This window comes from Mesobacillus stamsii (genome assembly GCF_030814065.1).
Taxonomy (GTDB): domain Bacteria; phylum Bacillota; class Bacilli; order Bacillales; family Cytobacillaceae; genus Mesobacillus; species Mesobacillus stamsii.
In genome coordinates this window covers 171,850-193,388 of the sequence record NZ_JAUSUN010000006.1, presented here as the reverse complement: position 1 = coordinate 193,388, position 21,539 = coordinate 171,850, and the positions used below count along the sequence as shown (strand labels likewise).

Genomic DNA, 21,539 nt, shown 5'->3' with positions numbered 1-21,539 from the left:
TTTATAGTACGATTTTACATATAAGTAATTATGAAAAAGATTAAGGTGATAGCGTGGATCTAGGAGAAAAGGAATTAATCGTAAACTCCGAAGCTGGTAATCTATTAACGGAGTTAGTAGAATCCATACAGGAATGTGAACGGTTTTATTTTAGTGTAGCATTTATAAATTTTAGTGGATTGCAGTTATTGCTTGATCCGATTAAAGAAGCTGAAACAAAAGGAATTAAAGGAAAGATTATTACCTCCACCTATTTGAATTTTACGGATGCAAAGGCATTGGAACGGTTAAAAGAATTCTCTAATGTGGAATTAAAGGTTTTTGTGACGGATAAGGAAATTGGTTTCCATACAAAAGCATACATTTTTGACTATAAAGATCATTTTAAGGTTATAATCGGGTCCTCCAATATTACGCAGAGCGCTTTAAAAAGCAATATTGAGTGGAATGTCAAAATAATATCTAAAGAGGAAGCCCATTTTATCAAGGATGTCATAAAAGAGTACAATAATCTATGGGAGATGAGTGTCGAAGCTGATCATGATTTTATTAAACGCTATGAAGAATTTCTTGAGCGATTTAAGAAATCAAATCATGCTCAAAATATTATATATGAAGACAGAAAATATGTTGTTCCAAACCGGATGCAGAGACGAGCAACTGAGAATCTTGAACGGTTACGAAGTTATGGAGAAAATAAAGCACTAGTCATTGCAGCAACAGGTACTGGAAAAACCTATATGTCTGCATTTGACGTAAAAAGTTTTAATCCTCGCAAACTTCTATTTGTTGTGCATCGAGAAGAAATTTTGAAAAAGGCCAAGGAGACTTTTGAGTTGCTTCTACCTAATGAAGGCTATTCATTTGGTCTATTAACAGGAAATCATAAACAAAAAAACTCAGACTATGTTTTTACAACAATTCAGACGATCTCTAAATGTTATCAAGAATTTTCAAAAGATGAATTTGATTACCTGATCATTGACGAAGCTCATCACGCAGCTAGTCCAACCTATCAAACAATTCTTGATTATTTTGACCCTAAATTCACTTTAGGAATGACGGCAACACCTGAAAGAAGTGACAGCCACAATATCTTTGACATCTTTGACAACAATGTTGCTTTAGAAGTGAGATTGCATGAAGCACTTAATGATGAGTTGGTCATCCCATTCCATTATTTTGGTATTACTGACATTGAAAGTATTGACTTGAGCGATGTTGATATTGATGACATTGCGGAGATTACGAAGAGATTGAAGGTCAATGAAAGGATCGATTTCATTATTGATAAAATGGAATTTTACGGTCATGATGGAGAAAAGAGAAAAGCCCTTGGTTTCTGTGCAAGCATTGAACACGCTCAGTATATGGCATCTGAATTTAATAAAAGAAGCTACAAGAGTGTTATTTTACATGGCGGAGACTCTTCAGAAAAAAGGCAATTGTTCATCACTAAATTAGAAGATCCCAACGATAACCTTGAGTTTATTTTTAGTGTAGATATCTTTAATGAAGGGGTAGACATTCCATCAGTCAATACTGTGTTAATGCTAAGACCAACAAACTTCCCAATTGTCTTTATCCAGCAATTAGGAAGAGGCCTTAGGAAATATCCTAATAAAACCTTTTTAACGGTGCTCGATTTTATTGGAAACCACAGTAAAACTTTCTTGATAGCTTTAGCTTTAAACGGAAGCAGATATTATGACAAGGAAAGTTTAAAGGTTGCGATTGCTACTGGCTTTGCCAATATTCCTGGTGCGACACATATTCAAATGGACAAAATCTCCCAAGAAAGAATTTTAGAGCAAATTGATCAAGAAAATTTTAAATCTATGAAATATTTAAAGGAAGAGTACCATGAATTTAAGAAGCTAAAATCCGGTCGTATCCCGTTCCTTCTCGTCGATTATCTTAAGTATGATGGGGCACCAGATCCAGTGAAATTTATTAATAAAGAAAAATCCTATTTACAGTTTGTCGCTAAGGTTGAGAAGCACGATCAATTGAAAAAACTGCTTCTTAATGAAAACTTTGAAGCTACCCTTAAGGAGTTATCAAGTAAGCTTCCGATAAAGAGAATTCATGATTTTGTGATTCTAAAGTATCTATTAACTCATGAATCAATTAGTATACAAATTGCGACGGAACAAATTCTAAAAGTAAATAAAAATGTCGACAAAGATACAATACTTCATTCTTTTGAAACGCTGAACCAGGCTTACTATGATTCTGGACAGCTAAAATCTAAACCAAAGTTAGTCCAGTATAGGAATGGAGGGCTAGCTAAGAGTGAGTTGTTTACCACTTTACTGCAGAACGAGGAGTATTATAAGTATATGGAAGATGTAATTTCATACGGAATTTTTCGATATGAAACGGAATTTCGAAATGAATATTATGGTATTCCTCACTTCAAATTATACGAACAATATCAAATGGGTGATGCAGCCTTACTATCTAATTACAGGAAGATCCATAGCTCATTCAGAGGATCAGGATTACTTGTCAATGGGAAAGAATTTTTCCTGTTTGTGGACTTACACAAAGAGGTGGATGTTAAAGAGAGCATTAATTACAAGGATAAGTTTATCAACCAACATTTGATTCAGTGGCAGTCTGTTAATAATACCACCCAGGAATCTAATAGAGGACAAGATATCATTTTCAATAAAAAACGTGGGGTGAATCTTCATTTGTTCATCAGAAAATATCGAGAGTTAGATGGTAAAACAGAGCCATATATTTACATTGGAAAAGGGAATTCAGTTCAATTTGAAGGAAATAAACCTATAACCGTTCAAATCGAACTAGAGCATGAAATACCGGCAAATTTGTATACTGAGTTCACGAAAAAAGTACAGTCTTCTCATTAGGAGAAGACTATTTTTTCGTGGATTAATTGTTGTACAGCTGGAATGTCTGCTGGAGCCCATTTGAGAGAGTCTAAGTTCTCTCTTTTTAGCCAGATTAGCTTAGAGTGCTCACTAGCAATCGGTGTACCAGAAACAATTTTACATTTGATTGAGATTAAATTGATGATGAAGGTATCGTACTCATGAGTGTGATCGTTAAAAACTTCATCACTTGTTTCAATTTCACACTGTAATTCCTCATCAATTTCTCTTTGGAGAGCTGCGAAAATATCCTCGCCCTTTTCGACTTTCCCACCTGGGAATTCCCACATGTTTGGTATAGCCATTTCAGGTGATCTTAGCGCACATAAGATTTCGTTTTTGTCGTTTTCGATTATTGCTGCAACTACTTTAACTATCTTTTTCATTTGAGCCTCCGATAAAGATTTTCTATTCCTTATCATAGCATTTATTTTTTTACTTACCCTGTCAATAATAATTCCGGTTACATCTTTTGTTTAAATAATCTATTAGGAATTTATGGTCCTTCCATGCGGATATTAACAGAAAGTTGCTCTGTTTTTCAACTTTTACATTATATTAGTTACAAAAATCAGTCTTTTTCCACTTTAAGATTCCAACTAAACTCCAAAAAGAGTCATGGTTGAAAGTGGCGGGAGTGTGGGAATGCTATTAGGAATATTAATAACCTGATTCCTTCCTGAACAGGAGTGAATCAGGTTATTTCCTATCCCATTTTGATACTATGAGTAGCAGGGCCAGTCACCGAATAAGATACCGTCCTAAAAGATTGCCAACTAGGAAAACTGGGATCATCACCAAACTAATTGGGAGACTGGTGAAAAAGAAAGGCCAGTCTAGATGTCCTGATTCGGCTAAAAGACAATAGGTAAGGAGGCTGTAAGGGATTAGGAGGATTAGGGACGTTATGATCCCGGGTGTGTAGGCCTTGAACATAATGCTTTGAATGATATGCATGGATGCCTGGAAAACAAATAAATGAAGAATGGCTGTAAACAAAAGAAAGCCCCATACGTCTGAAAAGTGGGCGGTTGTTATGGCAGTGAATGTGATGATAAGTAAAATCCAGGTAGCTGAAACAGCAAGCTGGGCAGCGGTTGAACCTAGTTTTTTTCTCATTGTTAATGTCATCTCGACGAAGGGAGTCTTCGGATTTCTGTTCTTGTTTGTCGCCATCGAAGATTCAATGGTGATGATTTCTTCTAAGTCATGGAAAATAAAAATGATCGGAAATAGCCAGATTAATGTGTTCAGATCGATAAAATAGTGGGGTTCCGCTAACATCTCTTGTCTACCTCCTTTCTTCACCAGTTAGCAGCTGGCCGTCAGTCAATTTTTGATAATGAGCCAGAGCTAACAATGGAAAAACATATTCATAACAATGATAATTGATATAAAAAGACCCTGCCATACCTCTGCCTTTTGGGTAGGTTGACGTCCAATCTTTTTCCTTCCGATCCACTAAAAAAGCGACTCCGTTTTCCATTTCAGATGTAACGGTAGTTGCAGCTGAGATGAGGGTGTCAAGTGCCCATGCGGTGTGCGTGCGGGTACTGTCACCAAGTGGTACATACTGATTTTGAATATCGCTGTTACAGGATTCTCCCCATCCGCCGTCTGGATTCTGAATTTTCCGCAGCCAAGTCAGTGCCTTTTGAATGGCTGGATGCTTCGGAGAAATTCCGACTGCAATCATCCCCGTCACGGCCGCCCATGTGCCATAAATATATACGCCCCAACGTCCCAGCCAAGAACCATCTGTCTGTTGTTGCTGCAGCAGCCAGCGAACCCCAGCTTTGATCATTGGCTGGTGAAAATCTAGATTTGTAAAGTTACCGAAGAACTCTAAAGTTCTCCCCGTTAAGTCCACCGTGGACGGATCAATCAGTAAATCTTGTCCACCTTCAACCGGGAACAAGTTCAACACCTTTTTATCCACATTTTTTTCGAATGCCGCCCAGCCTCCGTCCTTGTTTTGCATGGAAATGAGCCAGTTTACTCCACGATCCCATGCCTGTCGGTAATCTACTTGCTCTGTCGCCAAAGTACGAATCGCCCTCAGTGCGGCTGTTGTGTCATCTATATCCGGGTGGAATGTGTTCAAGTCGGCAAACCCCCAGCCTCCTGGCAATACCGTTGATTCATGAATGGCCCAATCTCCGTATTTAAGCTGCTGGCGCGAGAGAATGTATTGATTTGCCTTTTGGACAGGGCTGGAGGAATAGGCGAAACCAGATTCTTGCAGGACATAACTAATTAAGGTCGTATTCCAAACTGTTGCCGTTGTGTATTGGCAGTGAAGTTTGTCATCCATCCGGGTGGTCATTGCTTTTAAACCTTGCACTGCACGGGTAATCACTGGATGGGTAGAGTGATAGCCTCTTGCCAATAAGGCAAAAATCATAAGGGTGGTCGTGCTGAAATAATTTAAATACGTACCGTCTGACTCGATACGGTCCAGCATATATTTTTCGGCCCGATATAATGCCAATTCGCGAAGATTCCCATGAGATTTCAACCCGTTAATCCCTTGTTTCACCCATTTCGTAAGCGAGCGGAGCTCCTCATCTTGTTCCTCTGTAAATAAGCGAACTTCTCTGTTTTGAAATAAATCGGAGAGATCGGGTGATTGGGCTGTTCTTTTACGAAAATTTGTATTAGCGAGAATTAAAAAAGGGATAATGTTGGCTCGACCGTATACGGAAAGGTCAAAAAGATTGATCGGAAAGGTATCCGGGATCAGCATTACCTCAATATTAATTGGGAAATGCGGCCATTCACACTGTCCTGTTAGCGCCAACATGATTTTCAAAAACTGGTGGACTTCCCCAGCCCCTCCATTGGCTAAAATAAATCGCCTGGCTGCTTGAATATCCTTGTCTTTTCGATCTCGATACCCAGAATAAAGAAGGGCATAGTAAGCTTCCACAGTGGATGTCAGATTTCCGTTTTTCTGATCATGAAACAGCTTCCATGACCCATCCTCCTGTTGTTCTCCAGCTATCCTTTCCACCAACTCTTTTATGAACGCTTCATCCTCTATCTCTAATGTCCGTAATAAGATAATCATACTGCAATCCGTTGCGATCCCGGTCTCAAATGGATAACGCCAGGCACCATCCTTTGATTGGTCCCGGATTAACTGCTTCACGATTCTATTCATTTCCTTATTTACCCGATGATTCATTTAATCCGTCCTCTCCCAAATATTCATCTTTGTATTCATATTCCTTGTGCAAAATGAATATGCATTCCTTTGATAGGAATAACTGATCCACTAAAAATGAATTCATATGAAGGATGATGCCGTTTTTGCTGAACTCTTTCTCAGATATTAAAAAAGACTTAAAGAACAAGGCAAACAAGAAGACTTCTGGGGAACTCCCCTGTTTATCACAAAAAGATAAAAGTAGAATCCAAGTGATAAAAGAACAGACGAGACAACTCAACCAAAACAATAGCACGCGGACGCAAGCGTACTTTGATTTTTACCATCAGCATCCTGAAATACACTGGGCATTGCTTGGACATATGGTTTCCCGTAACGTTGGATGGAATATGACCGATTTAAAAGGGGAGCTGTTAACAAAGCTTTTGCCTGAACGAGAGCAGGAAGATTTTTTTGCATTTTTGGAACGAGGTAGTTGGTTGATTTTTCAGGATGTATTTCCCCAATTTTTGATTTATGACTTGAGTGTCAAGGTCAAGAAAGAAATGTTTTACCTTTTGCGCTATTTTGGTATTTCTACCTTTATGGAGACGATGTGGGATTATTTTTGGAATAGTGGCGACAAAACTAGCTTAGCGATTGCAATGGTGATTAATGAACAAAACTACTTGGAAAAAAGATTGATTCAAAATCAGCATTATCAAAAAATCGTTACAGGAACGGTCAGCTTTAAAATGTATGATTTCTTGAACCTTAATAACACTATTTTTCCTTATGCAGCTGGGAATGACACGGAGAAAGCATCCCTTGCTGGCGCAGCCTTACGGTATTTCACTTCGCTTCACGAGAGAATTTTATTCGGAAAAAAATTGTATTCGCTGCTTTTTCAGCAGGAAAAGATTTTGTCAGGAGTTTTGAAATGGGCCGATGAGCACCCACACACGGGCTCGCGAAAAGATTATTGGCCAGATGTATTTAATGATGTAAACGAATCTTTTCCTCGCTCCCTTTATAAGCGGCGCGTCAAAAATTGCGAGTTAAGGAAAGGTGCCGAGCGGCTGTACAGCCCGTCTTTAAAATACGCCTGGCCGAATATTCCTCAAGAAGAGGCAGAGAACGGGGATTGGTTTGAGGATTGGCGTGTACTGGATTATTTTCAAAGAAAGGATCATTGTGATGGAGATATTTTTCATCATTACTGCAAAACCATTGAAAAAATAGAACTGGCGGTTATGACGAAGGAAGCGATTCTTTTGCGGGAAGATGAACAAAGCTTATGAGAAGAGTCTGGGTGAGATTAGTAGGATTCATTCGCTGGGAAAAAACTTTTAGTCATTTCGTCTCAAATTGACACTTTTTTCGACAAAAATTGTGTATAATATATACCAACGGAAAATTAAATACATAAAGATTTGGTGTTTTCTAAACGCATTTCTAGTTTAGAGACTTAATAGGGAAGGTTGGTGAAATTCCAACGCGGTCCCGCCACTGTAACTGGGAGCTTCAAGCATGTTGCCACTGTACTTTTTGTATGGGAAGGCGCTTGATTTGCAATGACCAGAAGCCAGGAGACCTGCCAGATTCTTTGCTTCACAACCTACGAGGATAGGAGGTGTTTGAGAACGATTCTGTCTTAATAGACAAACCGGCACAAACATCTCCATGGAATAATGGGGGTGTTTTTTTAGGTTTATAGACGGTTTTTTAAAAAAAATTGGTACTTTAAAAGATAATTTGGAGGAATGAAGGATGAAAAAGTGGAACGCGTTCCTATTTGCTTTATTGCTGTTGATTGGGTCGCTAGCTGGATGTGGCAGCGACAATGCGGATAAGACGAAACAAGAAAACACAAACACTGCAGAAACAGCCCCGCAGGCAGAAGTGACTTTCCCTGTAGTGATCACAGACGGAACAGGACAAGATGTAACAATAGAATCAAAACCGGAAAAAATTGTTTCCCTGATTCCAAGCAATACAGAAATTGCATACGGGTTGGGTCTGGAGGAACAGATTGTTGGAGTTTCTGATTTTGATAATTTCCCTGAACAAGTGGCGGAGAAAGAGAAAGTTGGCGGCATGGAGTTTAATGTCGAGAAAATCATTTCTTTGAAGCCTGATTTGGTTCTTGCCCATGCTTCAAGTGCCCATACATCGGAAGCTGGATTGCAGCAGCTTAGAGATGCGGGCATTACCGTACTTGTCGTGAATGATGCGACAACTTTCGATCAAGTATATGAATCGATCAGCATGCTGGGAACAGCATCCGGCCAAAAGGAAAAAGCGGATGCGATGATTGCGGACATGAAGAATAAAACGGAAGAGATTCAAACAAAAGCACAAGCAATAAAAGAGGAAGATCGCAAGTCAGTATTTGTAGAAGTATCTCCGGCGCCGGAGGTTTATGCAGCTGGGAAAAATACATTCATTGATGAAATGCTGCAGATCATAAATGCAGAGAATACCGTTACCGAAGAGGGATGGCCTAAGCTGGATTCAGAGACAATTATAAAAAGAAATCCAGATGTGATTATTACCACCCACGGTTACTATACACCTGAGCCAGTTAAAAATGTAACAAGCCGCAAAGGCTGGGAGAATATTACCGCGGTCAAAGAAAATCGCGTAGTTGATGTACATTCAGACAAGGTGACGCGAACAGGGCCGAGACTGACAGAAGGGTTAGAAGAGCTTGCAAAAGCGGTTTACCCAGATGTTTTTAACTAAAAAGTTGAGCCCTTTTTCACATTTAAAGGAGGCTGTGCCAGAAATGGTATTGCTTCCTACAAATGGCTCAGACGAGGCAGCAGCAGTGGAAATAGGCTCAAGCCATCTTGAAGTGACAGGAGATTTCATTGTCTTGAAATCTCCTATTCCATTAAGAACTATTTCTTCGGGAGTTGTTGGCGCGGGAACGGGCTGGTACAGCAGCTTCGTGAACCGCCATGTGAACAAGGATTATAATTGCAGGGACCATCGGGAAGAAATGAGCCAATATTTGAAGAAACAGGGAATAGAGCCGAAGGAAACGGTGGGGATGATGACTGCCGTGAGGACAGAAGATGTATGTTATAAGCAATATCAAGAAGAAGGGTTTTCAGTGTTTTTCGTTATAACAGCAGGTGTGGGAAATGCGGTGGATGCCTCGAGAAGCAGGGAGTATTATTCCAATGACTCATCACCTGGAACGATCAATACCTGGATTTACATAAGCGGTGAACTGACCGAAGAAGCGTTCATCCAAAGTATTATCACAGCAACAGAAGCAAAAACAAAGGCGCTGCATGATTTGGAGATAAGGGACTCCTTGTCAGGGACCGTGGCAACAGGTACTTCAACTGACAGCATTCTCATCGCCTCTTCCCAGCGTGGGCAAAAGCTGGAATATGCCGGCACGATAACTCCTCTTGGACAAATCATTGGCAAAGGTGTCTATGAATGTACAGTCGAAGCAATTAGGAGCAGCCAGAAAAGGGGGAAGAAGTGATCGTCCATCATCTTATCGCCGTAACATTTGCTGTCCTCCTTGATTGGTTTGTGGGGGATCCGCCGGACTGGCCGCATCCGGTGAAATGGATGGGCACACTTATTTACAAATTGGACCGCATAATGAATAGGGGCAGCGGCAAAAAGGCAAAAGGCACGGCAATGGTGATCGTTGTTCTGCTGATTGTAGGGGGCATTGCCATCTTGGTTACTTCCATTTTTTACTACATCCATCCAGCAGCGGGCATTTTCATGGAAGCGATGCTGATTTCTACCGCGATTGCCCAAAAAAGTCTCAAGGAAGCTAGTCTATCGGTTTATGATCCACTTGTTACTAACAATCTTGAAGAGGCAAGAGAAAAGCTTTCTTGGATTGTTGGCCGCGATACAGAACGGCTTGATGAGCCAGAAATAGTCCGAGCGGCCGTTGAAACGGTTGCTGAAAACACGAGCGATGGCATTACTGCTCCGCTTTTCTGGGCGGCCATTGGAGGAGCCCCGTTTGCGCTTATATACCGGGCAATCAATACTTGTGATTCGATGGTTGGTTATAAAAACGAGAAGTATCTTGAATTTGGCTGGGCATCGGCAAAACTGGATGATTTGGTGAACTGGCTACCAAGCCGGTTAACTTCTCTTTGTATGATCATAATGAACCGCCCGATGTACACTACTAGAATGTCTGCCTGGAAAATGGTTAGGCGCGACGCCAGAAAGCACCCAAGTCCGAACAGCGGTTGGGGAGAGGCCGCTGTGGCTGCGATCATGGGGATCCAGCTTGGAGGCATCAATTATTATAAAGGGATCGTATCGAAACGCGCCACGATGGGCGAAGAACTTGTCCCTCTTGAGAAAAATCATATGGTAGCAGCAAACAAAATTGTAACAGCGACTGTTCCGCTCTTTTTAGCAGTGCTGTGGCTTGGGGGAATTGTCTTTGAAGTGGCCATCTCATGGTGCCAATCCACATTATTTATATGAAGAAATGAACCTGACCATTCCAAAGGAAAAGCTGGATTTCAGCGCCAATATAAATCCACTGGGACCACCTCCTTTGGTAAAAGAAAATTGGGGCGAACTCCTAGAATCGGTTCATGAGTATCCCGACCCAAACGGGACATTTTTAAAAAGAAAGCTAGCCGATCGCGAAGGATTGCAGGAAAATCAGGTGCTTCTCGGAAATGGAGCCGCTGAAATTATTTCCCTGATTGGCCGGATGCTTGCAGGGAAACAGGTGGTGATTGTCCAGCCTGCTTTTTCAGAATACGAAGAAGCATGCAGGGGGAATGGCTGCCAAATTGAGTATCACCAGCTGCCAGCTGACGGGGCCTGGATCGAGGACAATGTAAGTGACAAGCTCCAGAAAGCAGCTGCCTTATTTCTATGCAATCCTAATAATCCAACAGGTGCCTACTATCCTAAATCGATCATTCTTCATTTGCTAGAGGAGTGCACAAGGCTGCATTGCTTGCTAATTGTCGATGAGGCATTTTTCGACTTCCTCGAAGAATATGAATCTATTTCCCCTTACATACATGAATATCGGAATCTGCTCCTCATTCGATCGATGACGAAAATGTTTGCGATCCCTGGATTAAGGCTTGGCTATTTGCTTGCAGATCAAGAAGTCATTAGCAAGCTTGCAGCGATCCAACCCCATTGGAGTACAAATGCGATTGCATTGAAAGCAGGGGAATGGTGTCTCGATAGTGAATCTTATATAAAAGAAACGATTGCCTTAATCAAACAGGAAAGAGAACGTCTTTTCCGTTTTTATCAAAACCGAAACTTGACCGTTTCTCCGTCCCAGATAAATTTTTATCTGCTAACGGACTCGTCTCTTAATGACCAGTATCCGTTCTTGAAATTTCTGCTGGAAAGAGGAATCATACCGAGACATACCGTAAACTTTCCTGGACTTGATGGAGCATGGCTGAGATTTGCGATTAAGAAACCTGCGGAGAACGACAAATTGATGGAGGCGGTGGATGAATGGCTGGGGAGTCGTCTTTAATTTTTATCACTGGTGGTGTCCGCAGTGGCAAAAGCCGCTTTGCTGAAAATTTAGCAGGAGAATGGCAAGCGAAATATTCTGGGCAGCTGCATTATGTTGCCGCAGGGCAGCCGAGCGATCAGGAAATGAAAGAAAGAATTCTGCGCCATCAACGGGACCGTGAACTCAGCGGGCTGCACTGGAGAATATGGGAGATTCCAAGAAATCTTTCTCAGCTTTCTATCGTTCTCACAAAAAATGATATTGTCCTGCTGGATTGCCTGACCACGCTGTTAAACAATGAATTCTTCCATATAGATTGGCAGCAAGAACAGGTTGAGGTCTCAAAAAGGATTGAAACAAAAATCATAAATGATCTGAAGCAAGTGGCTCAGCAAACAAGAGCCCTCATCGTTGTCAGCAATGAAGTCCTCGGGGCAGCAATACCGGATGAAGCGATGGTATTCACCTATGCTAGGATACTAGGCAAGCTTCATCAAGCTATTGTAAAAGAAGCGGATTTTGCCTATTTGGTGGAAGCTGGTGTGCCGATGAGGAGGAAGGGAGAGGTTTCTCCATGAAGGGAATTATCGTATTAGGCACAGCTTCGGATGTTGGGAAAAGCCTGATTGTGACTGCAATTTGCCGGGCCTATGCAAATGAGGGTGTTAAAGTAGCACCATTCAAATCGCAAAACATGTCCAACAACTCGTATGTGACTGCTGATGGAAAAGAAATCGGCAGAGCCCAGGGGATTCAGGCAGAGGCAGCAAGGACCGAGGCGACGGTCTGGATGAATCCGATTCTGCTAAAGCCAAGGTCCGACCAGAATGCGGAAGTGGTCTTATTTGGGAAAGCAGTCGATACATTGTCGGGAAAGGCTTATCGGGACGTTTTTTACGAACAGGGACTGAAGGCAATATCTTCCGCTTTCGAAAAACTTCAAGAGGAATTTGAAATGATTGTAATGGAGGGTGCGGGCAGCCCGGTTGAAATCAATTTGAAGGACCGGGAGCTGGTCAACATGAAGGTGGCAGAAATTGCTGATGTACCAGCTGTTCTAGTCGCAGATATTGACAGGGGCGGCGTATTCGCCAGCATTATCGGCACATTAGAACTAATGTCTCCAGAGGAAAAAAAGCGGGTCAAAGGTCTCATCATCAATAAATTTCGCGGCGACATCTCCTTATTTGAACAAGGGATTGACTGGCTGGAATCCAGAACAGGGATTCCTGTACTTGGTGTACTCCCATTTCTCGAAAACCATATGATGGATGGCGAAGATTCTTTATCGATCCCCGCATCTACTTACAAAACCGGACTAGATATTGCCGTTTTCAAGCCTCCATACATTTCGAACTACAGTGATGTTGAGCCTTTCTATCATGAGCAGGACGTGTCAGTCCGCTGGGTCCATTCACTTCGGGAGATCGGCGAACCAGACGCTGTGCTCCTGCCTGGCACAAAAAGCACGATCAAGGACCTTCAATATTTTAAAAAGGAAGGAATCGACAGCTGGCTTCGTGATTATGCTGCGAATGGAGGATTTATAGCTGGGATTTGCGGTGGCTACCAAATGCTTGGCGAGAAGCTGCTTGACCCGCTCGGAAGCGATACCGGTGCAGCCTGCTCGGAGGAAGAAGGACTGGGAATCATTCCAGCTGTCACTACCTTTTCAATGGAGAAAACCACTGTGCGAACAGAAGGGAAACTCCATAGGCGCATTGGAACGGATCTTACTGTCCAGGGGTTCGAAATTCATCTTGGCGATACGGAAATTGGTTGCTGTCAGCCATTCCTGCTGCTGAAGAATGGCAGTGAAGAAGGTTTTTACGGAAAGGACGGCCGGATCATTGGGACCTATCTGCATCATATCTTTCACAATGATGATTGGAGAAATCACTGGCTGAATTCCATTCGAACGGCGAAGGGACTTCCTGAGCAAAAACCCGTTTATATCAGCAGGCTCAAGGACCAGAAGTATGATGAACTGGCCGAGCATTTAAAAAAACATCTACACTGGGAAAAGCTGAAGGAAATTTCTGATCATTGGAGAAATAGCCATGAGTTGGTTTAAGGGATTTCTGATCAATCTCCAGTTCTTCTCGACGATACCCATTCCACTTAGCTTACCAATGGACAAAAAGCATCTGGAAAGAGCGATTCAAACATTCCCGATACTTGGGATAGTGCAAGGCGCCATTTACGCTGGTCTTCTTTATAGCTTGATGGAGTGGACCCCGTTTTCACCACTAGCAGCTGCGTTTGTCCTGTGGCTTGCAACTATCCTCTTAACCGGAGGAATCCATTTGGATGGCTGGATTGATTCAAGTGATGCGTTTTTCTCTTACCGGGATCAGCAAAAGCGACTAGAAATTATGAAGGATCCAAGGACCGGGGCGTTTGGGGTTTTGTCCGTTATTGTGCTGTTGAGTGCGAGATTTTTCTTCCTTTACGAAATTATCAACATGATAGGAGATGCTACCTATCTGCTAGCACTTGCTATTCCGTTTCTAAGCAGAACAGTAATGGGAGTGTTGCTCGTTTCAGTCAAGCCAGCAAAAAAGGAAGGGCTCGGCGCATTGTTTAAAGAGTCTTCTTCACAGAAAACCGTATGGATTTATCCAGTTTATCTCCTTGGATTTGTAGTGCTGTTGCTTTTTAATGGTCTGTATAGTAGTCTGGCAAGCTATCTCCTTGTTGCTATTCTCATTGTCCTGTTCCTTAAGCAGAAGATCGTGGAATGGTTTGGAGGATTGACTGGGGATTCACTCGGCGCAAGTGTCGAATTAACGGAGGTTTTACTGTGGATGACACTGTGGCTATTGCATTATTTCGCCATGGGATGACGGCGGAAAATAAACGGCGGGCATATGTAGGGTGGACGGATTCCCCTTTGATGCCGGGACAGGTTTTCTCCGAGATTCCTGAAAATTTTGATAGGGTTTATACAAGTGATCTTGGGAGATGCAGGCAAACTGCGAATCTCCTGTTTCCGAAAAAAACAGCGGAAGTTTTGCCAGAACTTCGGGAAATGAGTTTTGGAGATTGGGAAGGAAAAACATACGAACAGCTAAAGCACGACACCATCTATCAAAAGTGGCTTGATAACCCTTTCAGCATTTCTCCTCCAAATGGGGAATCCTTTTCTGCCTTTACCCGGCGCGTACAGAAAGGCTGGGCAGAAATGACTACGAATATGCTGGAACAACGGGTAAGAACATCTGCACTTGTCACACATGGCGGTGTGATTCGTTATTTATTGAGTTCGTATTCGCCAGAACAGAAAGATTTTTGGGAATGGAGCATTCCGTATGGACGAGGTTATCAACTAACTTGCAGCAGCGAGAGATTAAGGAGGGGCGAACGGTGCATTTCGTTACAGGAGGTTCCTTTAATGGGAAAGCAAAATGGGTCAGGGAGCAATATCAGCTAGCGGAGCGAGAAAGTTCTTGGATCTCAGCTTACCAAGGCGATGAAATTCCAGTACTGAATGGCAAACAAATCATCGTTTTGGAAGGCATTGAATGGTGGATCCGCCAAATAAATCAAACCATTCCTGCTGACGAATGCCGGGAAAAATGGCAGTCACTTGTTCGGGAATGGTTGAAGTGGGAAAGTATGGACCAACAGCGGAAACTGGTGCTGATCGGGAGTGATATTTCGAAAGGAATCGTTCCAATGGCTGCCGAAGATCGATGGTGGCGCGATACTACAGGATGGGTTTACCAGGATCTTGTATCAGCGGCAGAGAGGGTTGACGTAATCTGGTACGGAATCAGTCAAAAACTAAAATAAAGGGGAATGGACATGAGACTATATACGAGAACAGGCGACAAAGGAAAAACGAGCATAATCGGAGGCCGGGTTGATAAAGATGATATCCGTGTCGAAGCATACGGAACGGTCGATGAAGTGAATTGTTTTGTTGGCCAGGCTATTACCCAGCTGGATCCTGCAATTTTTTCAGATGTCCTTGAAGACCTTGAAAAAATCCAACATGAACTGTTCGACTGCGGCGGCGATTTAGCGAATGTAACGAAGAGCCGGGAGCTTAAACTGACGAAGCCATCCGTAGACTACCTAGAAAAGAAAATTGACGAACTAATTGTCGAAGCTCCGAAACTGGAGAGATTCATTTTGCCGGGAGGGGCCCCTGCTGCCGCTTCGATCCATCTAGCCCGCACGGTAACAAGAAGGGCGGAAAGATTAGTCGTTTCCTTGTTGAAATCTGACCCGGAAGTTTCCGAAACTGCTCTGCAATTTTTAAATCGATTGTCTGATTATTTCTTTGCTCTGGCCAGGGTGATTAACTTCAGGCTCCATCTACAGGATATTGAATATGTTCGGAGTGCCAAGGTGTTCAGGGAGGGAAAGCGCAAGGAGGAAAAGCAGGGTGAAGAATAAGAAATTATCCTGGTTGGCCATGTTCATCGCCCTTTCGGCGGCGGGCGCCTCCATTAAGCTTCCGGCAGTAATTGGGAGTGTGGCCTTAGATTCCTTGCCTGCCTTAGTGGCAGCAGGACTTTTGGGAGGGCCGGCAGGAGCAGCAGTTGGCGGGATTGGCCACTTGCTATCTGCAATCATTGCCGGAATGCCGCTCGGACCTTTTCATTTCCTAATTGCCGGTGAAATGGCCTTGCTTGTATTTCTATTCGGGGTATTATATAGAAACGACAAACGCTGGTCAGCAGTCTTACTATTTATCATCGGCAACAGCTTCGCCGCCCCGCTTCCGTTTATAATGTTAATGGGAAAGTCTTTTTACTTAGCTATTGTGCCATCATTGTTGATCGGTTCTGTTTTGAATACTGTTTTTGCCTATGCTGTTTTGCCGAGGATTGCTCGAATGCTCGGACCAGTCCTTCCATTTTCAAGACAGGCATAGTTAACAGGGAGGAAAGCAAGTGAGAGATATTTTAGCCATTCCTTTGAATGAAGAAGAGAATATTGTCATTTCCAGTGATAACAGCGGTAGTATCGGAATGAAAGTGGGGGATGCGGTTCAGGTTTCATATAAAACCGTCGCTTACTACTCCTTTAGAGTGGCTGTCATGGAGTGCATAAGTGCGGGTGCAGAACCATTTGCGGTCGTTGTGCAGAACTTTTGCGGTGAGGAAGCCTGGGAAGATCTTTTACAAGGGATGGAACAGGGAATTCGCGAGCTGGAAACGGTGAAAATCAAGATCACCGGAAGTACGGAAAGCAATTTTTCCTTAAATCAATCCGCTGTTGGCATTTCTGTGCTGGGAAAAACAAAAGCAAGCGAAAATACTGAGAAACTGATGTATAACGCTCAAACTCGCATAGCAGTTATTGGCTCTCCGCTAGTCGGGCAGGAGGTCGTGGAAAAGGAAGAACAGATTGTCCCTTTGTCTGTTTTTGCGCGGATTTGCGATTTGGAAGAAGTTGTCACAATTCCAGTCGGCTCCAAAGGAATCCTTCATGAGTTGAATACCTTGTTCGAAAATGTCACATTTACTGAAAAGAATGTGGACGCAACTGTCGAAGTCTTAAAATCTTCTGGCCCATCAACCTGCTTTGTTGCAGTCTTTCCAAAAGAAATCATGCACAAACTTATCTCGATTTCCGGCCGCTATTTTCATGAAATCAATTATTCGGGGTGAATCATGATCCATTTGTATGTAATCAGACATGGAGAAACAGAATGGAATAAAGAAAAAAGAAGCCAGGGCAGACTGGACTCTTCCCTTACGGAGAAAGGGAAAAAAGATGCTCGCTCTCTGGGAGACAGGCTTGATAATACAGAGTTCTGCCAGATCATTTCGTCTCCCAGTGGGAGAACATTGGAAACAGCCAGGCTGGTAAAAGGAGAACGGATGATACCGTTGACCACCGATGAAAGGTTAATGGAAATCGATTTAGGAGCCTGGCAGGGAAAAACAGAGGAAGAAGTGAAATCTCTCTATCCCGAAGAATTCGATGCGTACTGGAACGAGCCTGAACGGTACAAAGGCGTTGGCGGTGAAACCTTTTTACAGGTACAGCAAAGGATAATAAAATTTTTGAAGGATTTGGAGGAGACAGTGACGGAAGGCAATATCTTGATTGTTACACATGGCGTTGTGATGAAAACCTTATACTTGCTGTGCCGGAATACATCCTTGAAGCACTTATGGGATCCCCCATTCATTCATGGTACAAGCTTAACGATTGTATCACTTGATGCCGGAAAAAAAGAGCTTCTGCTCGAAGCTTGCGTTTTACATATTGAATTATGACAGCTAACCAAGTTGCAAGCGATAGTGTCAAGAAAGCCTCGTTATTTTGACAGGTTTGGGTGTGTAGAGCGAAAAGTTGTCAAGAAACCCCTGTTATTTTGACAGGTTTGGGTGTGTAGAGTGGAAAGTTGTCAAGAAACCCCTGTTATTTTGACAGATTTGGGGTGAAATTATTTATTTGGATGGTGATAGGCTCGGTTGCTATCGGTAAGGTTTGAGCGAAACGAGGAGAGGAGAGAAGAGGCTCACCTGACGCCCCGCGGAAAGCGAGTGTCATACGTTTCAATCAACAGCCCCGATTATCAGCCAAACCAAAAAGGACCGGGCGGTTTTCGCCCGGTTTTTCTTATTTATTCCAATAGATCACGATACTGATCTTTAACCAAATGCGTCAATCCTAATTGATCAATATAACTGGTTGGTGCTAGGAAGGTTACCGTGACGACTCCCGGATGGCGGCCGATTTCAATGGATCCCGTAATGGTCGCCCTGTTCATCACTTCTGGTACGGTGATTCCGAAAGCTTCGGCTGCACGCTGTAATCCGTTTTCGGTTGCCTCGTTCAAGTTGGCTCCTGTGCCAATGAAGGAGATTGGCAGGGAGTCCTCTAGTTGACGGACACCCCATTGTCCGGCTACTTTCTGGGCAGTGGCTTTTTCTTTTTTTGTGATTGGTTTAGCCAGGTATGGGAGATCTTCGCCAACAGGCAGCAGGATCGGTCCGTCGATGTTCAAGCCCTTTATGACGATGGTTTGAAGCGTTACGATGCCTGATACATCTGCCGTATGGCCTGCAATCTCTCCGTCTCCCTGCATTGCATGCATATCCCCAATATATATTCCGCCGCCTTCCACTTTTACAGGGCATATCAAGATGGCGCCCTCGCGAACCCTATTAATGTCCATGTGGCCATCAGTGCGGTCTGCAAGCTGTTCCCTGGTAATTCCATATTCGTGAGGGGCATCAACCAGGAATTGGCCAAAGTCACCCGCATTATGAGAATCAGGAAAAGCTCTGCCAGGTGTTGTACCTAGCTGTCCCAAGAAAGGACGAAGCCTAGCTACCGTTCCGACCAAGTCATGTGGGGCAAAAGCGACGATTGGGTTTTGAACTGAATTTTCTGGAGTGTTCATAAATGAGCGCCCTTGTTTGGCAGCTTCTTCTGCGGCCGTTTTATCTAGAGTGACGCCAACCCGTCTATTAGAGTCAAATGCTATTGTATAGCCATTTGTAAAAACAAAAGGGGTCACATCCGTACCACAATTGCTGCAGCGAACCGACTCGGGACCAGTCCCAACTACCTTCGTATCCGGATAAAGCTGCCCGCAGCCAGGACATTTCACTGCGACGAAAGGATCGCCAACAAATCTGCCTTCTACAGGGGCATCGTTACCAGATGAAGTTCCCATCGAAGTGACCTGTATCGACTTAATGCGAATGGCAATGGCATCGCCTACTTCTGCTCCTTCGACAAAAACCGGTTTTGTGACTTCATGTCCGCCACGAATACGAGGAGTGATCATTGGTCCCCAGCATCCCGGCGCTGTGTTAGCAATTATATGTCCGCCATTTTTTACTGGACCAAGCATTTCTTGCTCAGGGTCTAAAATACCGTTAGTAAACTCATTCACATACACGGTTTGCATTGCTTCTCTCATTTGAACTCACCCTTTCTGAATTTTCTTACCTCTTTCATTATAAAATTTTTTTTTGAGAGACGCGAATAATAAGATTGAACGATTGTGAAGGAGAGAGGAGAAAGATTCTATTGATTTTTACATACGACTTTATCCCTTTAACAAGGTAAAATTTTCTCTTTGACACAGGATAAATTCTTCTGTATGATTACTTAGTCTTGTACATATTTATCCTACTTGAACTGTGTCAAGAGAGATTGATCGCCTTTTTTGCTCAGAATCAGCTATTAAGTGGGAAACTTCCCTTTTTCATAGTTGCGCCTCTAGACAGCCATTTCATTAGGTGTGTTTTTTTTCTGTGTCAAGGGAAGGCTGATAAATAAGAAAAGCGCAAGCGCCTTGGTCAGCCCCGACAAGCGCTGGAGGACCGACCGGTGAAGTCGTTCTTTGACTTCATTGGACGGACCGAAACCGAAAAGGATAGCCGACTGCCCAGAAACGCAGAAACTGGAGACTCCCCGGAAGAAGCGATTTTTGCTTCTGCCGGCGGAGTTGAAGTTTCAGAGTTTCTAGGAGGCGACACTAGACCAGCGACTCGAGGGGCTAGGCGCTGTAGCTGGACAATTATCAAAGCAAAATTTATACTAACTTATTCTTTAAATTAGGAAACTATAAGGAGAAGATCATCATGGGTCAATCAAATAAATTAAGTGTCTGGATTCTGACAGCCTTGGTTGTTGGGAATATGGTAGGTTCGGGGATTTTCATGATTCCTCGGTCACTTTCAGAGGCTGCAAGTCCACTCGGAGTTTTGCTTGGGTGGCTGCTGACTGGTTTTGGTGTATTAATGACGGCATTGGTTTTTGGGAATTTGGCATTAAGAAAGCCTCATCTGACCGGTGGACCGCAAATTTATGCGAAAGAATTATTCCCGCGAGGATCTCATGCTGGTACGCTTTCAGGATTCATGGCTTCCTGGGGATACTGGATTGGAAATTTGGCAGGTAATATAGCCATCATCACTACATTCGCTAGCTATCTTTCAACGTTTTTCCCTATTTTAACTAGCCAGGCAAAGCTGTTTACTTTTGGAGATACGGTAATAACAACCGGAAACTTAATGACTTTCCTTGTTTGTACGATTTTATTATGGGGAACACACTTCATCATTTTGTCCGGTATGGAATATGCTGGTAAGTTGAACTTTGCGGCTACAGCTGCGAAAGTCATTGGTTTCTTCCTATTTATTATCATTGGATTATTTGCTTTTCAAAAAGCAAATATCCTGCCATTCTCAGCACCGCGTTTCGATGAAGCTGGAAATACAATTGGGCTGTACGGCCAGATTAATAATGCAGCTATTACCACACTCTGGGCATTTATTGGGGTTGAGTCAGCAATGGTATTTGCCTCCAGAGCGAAGCGCCCTGTGGATGTTAAACGTGCCACCGTTATCGGATTATTCATCGCTCTAGCAATCTACATTGGGATCAGCATGCTAGTCATGGGAATGTTGGATCAGAAGACGCTAATTGCATCGGAAAAACCGCTGATTGATGCGATCGAAACGGTACTAGGGCCAGTCGGAGGGCAAACCCTCGCGTTTTTAGGCCTGATTAGCCTTTTCGGTTCAACGATCGGCTGGGTATGGTTAAGTGCCGAGGTGCCGTACCAGGCAGCAAGGCAAGGCCTCTTTCTACCTTCATTTTTAAAGGAAAATAAAAAGGGGCTGCCGGTATATTCATTAGTGATTACGAATTTATTGGGACAGCTGTTTGTTTTCTCGACAATTTCTAATTCGATTTCCAGTGCTTTTGATTTTATCATTTTTATCGCCACACTAGCTTATTTGGTTCCATATTTTATTTCTTCTGTTTTCCAATTAAAGCTGGTGGTGACTGGGGAAACTTACTCCAAACCTGCATCAAGGATTATTGATGGAATCATTGCGCTCCTTTCGACGATTTACTCGATCTGGGTGATTATTGCCGGGACTGCTGATATCAAAACTTTTACTTTTGGAGTCATCCTGTTAGGTAGCGGAATTATTTTTTACGGAAAAGTAGCACCACAAAGATGGAAGATAAAAAAAGAAGCAACTGAATAAAACGGGGA

21 protein-coding genes and 1 riboswitch are annotated in these 21,539 nt (G+C 43.0%); of the genes, 17 read left to right on the top strand and 4 right to left on the bottom strand.

The genetic code is table 11. The features are described from left to right. Positions 1-53 precede the first annotated feature (53 nt). Complete coding sequence (locus J2S25_RS07425) at positions 54-2,879, top strand: DEAD/DEAH box helicase (RefSeq protein ID WP_307191586.1); 2,826 nt, start codon at positions 54-56, stop codon at positions 2,877-2,879. On the opposite strand, the gene J2S25_RS07420 is transcribed toward J2S25_RS07425, so the two are convergent. The 3 genes from J2S25_RS07420 to shc form a co-directional block, all read right to left on the bottom strand. Beyond that, entirely contained in the window at positions 2,876-3,286 is a 411-nt protein-coding gene (locus J2S25_RS07420) for a (deoxy)nucleoside triphosphate pyrophosphohydrolase (RefSeq protein WP_307191585.1), read from the bottom strand. The genes J2S25_RS07425 and J2S25_RS07420 overlap by 4 nt on opposite strands. 355 nt (positions 3,287-3,641) lie before the next feature. Then, the gene (locus J2S25_RS07415) at positions 3,642-4,184 is read right to left on the bottom strand and encodes an HXXEE domain-containing protein (protein WP_307191584.1); all 543 of its coding nucleotides are present in this window, start codon (positions 4,182-4,184) and stop codon (positions 3,642-3,644) included. A 7-nt stretch (positions 4,185-4,191) separates the two neighbouring features. After that, the gene (gene shc / locus J2S25_RS07410) at positions 4,192-6,087 is read right to left on the bottom strand and encodes a squalene--hopene cyclase (protein WP_307191583.1); all 1,896 of its coding nucleotides are present in this window, start codon (positions 6,085-6,087) and stop codon (positions 4,192-4,194) included. A gap of 116 nt (positions 6,088-6,203) precedes the next feature. Between shc and J2S25_RS07405 the strand changes: the two genes are divergently transcribed. The 14 genes from J2S25_RS07405 to J2S25_RS07340 all read left to right on the top strand — a co-directional run bounded on the left by J2S25_RS07405 (position 6,204) and on the right by J2S25_RS07340 (position 17,787). Beyond that, the gene (locus J2S25_RS07405) at positions 6,204-7,349 is read left to right on the top strand and encodes a DUF2515 family protein (protein ID WP_044390783.1); all 1,146 of its coding nucleotides are present in this window, start codon (positions 6,204-6,206) and stop codon (positions 7,347-7,349) included. Between the two features lie 116 nt (positions 7,350-7,465). Further along, a riboswitch (cobalamin riboswitch) is annotated at positions 7,466-7,664 on the top strand. Between the two features lie 154 nt (positions 7,665-7,818). Then, a complete protein-coding gene (locus J2S25_RS07400; RefSeq protein WP_044390784.1) occupies positions 7,819-8,793 on the top strand; it encodes an ABC transporter substrate-binding protein in 975 nt (324 codons plus the stop codon). A gap of 43 nt (positions 8,794-8,836) precedes the next feature. Beyond that, entirely contained in the window at positions 8,837-9,553 is a 717-nt protein-coding gene (locus J2S25_RS07395) for an adenosylcobinamide amidohydrolase (RefSeq protein ID WP_241768407.1), read from the top strand. Continuing rightward, positions 9,550-10,533, top strand: a complete 984-nt coding sequence (cbiB, locus tag J2S25_RS07390; protein WP_044390786.1) for an adenosylcobinamide-phosphate synthase CbiB — start codon at positions 9,550-9,552, stop codon at positions 10,531-10,533. Before J2S25_RS07395 ends, cbiB begins: the two co-directional genes overlap by 4 nt. After that, the gene (gene cobD / locus J2S25_RS07385; protein ID WP_044390788.1) at positions 10,490-11,566 is read left to right on the top strand and encodes a threonine-phosphate decarboxylase CobD; all 1,077 of its coding nucleotides are present in this window, start codon (positions 10,490-10,492) and stop codon (positions 11,564-11,566) included. The genes cbiB and cobD overlap by 44 nt, the downstream gene beginning before the upstream one ends. Next, on the top strand, positions 11,545-12,126 hold the full coding sequence (locus tag J2S25_RS07380) for a bifunctional adenosylcobinamide kinase/adenosylcobinamide-phosphate guanylyltransferase (protein WP_307191582.1): 582 nt from the start codon (positions 11,545-11,547) through the stop codon (positions 12,124-12,126). The genes cobD and J2S25_RS07380 overlap by 22 nt, the downstream gene beginning before the upstream one ends. Next, positions 12,123-13,622, top strand: a complete 1,500-nt coding sequence (locus J2S25_RS07375; RefSeq protein WP_044390792.1) for a cobyric acid synthase — start codon at positions 12,123-12,125, stop codon at positions 13,620-13,622. Before J2S25_RS07380 ends, J2S25_RS07375 begins: the two co-directional genes overlap by 4 nt. Then, the gene (cobS, locus tag J2S25_RS07370; protein WP_044390794.1) at positions 13,609-14,394 is read left to right on the top strand and encodes an adenosylcobinamide-GDP ribazoletransferase; all 786 of its coding nucleotides are present in this window, start codon (positions 13,609-13,611) and stop codon (positions 14,392-14,394) included. The genes J2S25_RS07375 and cobS overlap by 14 nt, the downstream gene beginning before the upstream one ends. Continuing rightward, positions 14,352-14,981, top strand: a complete 630-nt coding sequence (locus J2S25_RS07365; RefSeq protein ID WP_044390797.1) for a histidine phosphatase family protein — start codon at positions 14,352-14,354, stop codon at positions 14,979-14,981. Before cobS ends, J2S25_RS07365 begins: the two co-directional genes overlap by 43 nt. Next, a complete protein-coding gene (locus J2S25_RS07360) occupies positions 14,915-15,343 on the top strand; it encodes a bifunctional adenosylcobinamide kinase/adenosylcobinamide-phosphate guanylyltransferase (protein WP_044390799.1) in 429 nt (142 codons plus the stop codon). Before J2S25_RS07365 ends, J2S25_RS07360 begins: the two co-directional genes overlap by 67 nt. A gap of 12 nt (positions 15,344-15,355) precedes the next feature. Next, positions 15,356-15,952, top strand: coding sequence for a cob(I)yrinic acid a,c-diamide adenosyltransferase (locus J2S25_RS07355; protein WP_044390801.1), 597 nt, complete (start codon positions 15,356-15,358; stop codon positions 15,950-15,952). After that, a complete protein-coding gene (locus J2S25_RS07350; RefSeq protein ID WP_044390803.1) occupies positions 15,942-16,433 on the top strand; it encodes an ECF transporter S component in 492 nt (163 codons plus the stop codon). The genes J2S25_RS07355 and J2S25_RS07350 overlap by 11 nt, the downstream gene beginning before the upstream one ends. 19 nt (positions 16,434-16,452) lie before the next feature. Next, the gene (locus J2S25_RS07345) at positions 16,453-17,172 is read left to right on the top strand and encodes an AIR synthase related protein (RefSeq protein ID WP_044390804.1); all 720 of its coding nucleotides are present in this window, start codon (positions 16,453-16,455) and stop codon (positions 17,170-17,172) included. Positions 17,173-17,175: 3 nt separating this feature from the next. Then, positions 17,176-17,787 carry a histidine phosphatase family protein gene (locus J2S25_RS07340; RefSeq protein ID WP_044390805.1) on the top strand — a complete coding sequence of 204 codons (612 nt, stop codon included), beginning with the start codon at positions 17,176-17,178 and terminating at the stop codon, positions 17,785-17,787. Between the two features lie 350 nt (positions 17,788-18,137). Here J2S25_RS07340 and J2S25_RS07335 read toward each other — a convergent pair whose 3' ends face one another. Beyond that, positions 18,138-19,445, bottom strand: a complete 1,308-nt coding sequence (locus J2S25_RS07335; RefSeq protein ID WP_044390807.1) for an acetamidase/formamidase family protein — start codon at positions 19,443-19,445, stop codon at positions 18,138-18,140. 413 nt (positions 19,446-19,858) lie between these two features. On the opposite strand from J2S25_RS07335, the gene J2S25_RS07330 reads away from it, so the two are divergent. After that, positions 19,859-20,089, top strand: a complete 231-nt coding sequence (locus J2S25_RS07330; protein WP_307191581.1) for a hypothetical protein — start codon at positions 19,859-19,861, stop codon at positions 20,087-20,089. Between the two features lie 23 nt (positions 20,090-20,112). After that, positions 20,113-21,531 (top strand): amino acid permease, encoded by a 1,419-nt coding sequence (locus tag J2S25_RS07325; protein ID WP_044390809.1) that lies wholly within the window; start codon positions 20,113-20,115, stop codon positions 21,529-21,531. Positions 21,532-21,539 lie beyond the last annotated feature (8 nt).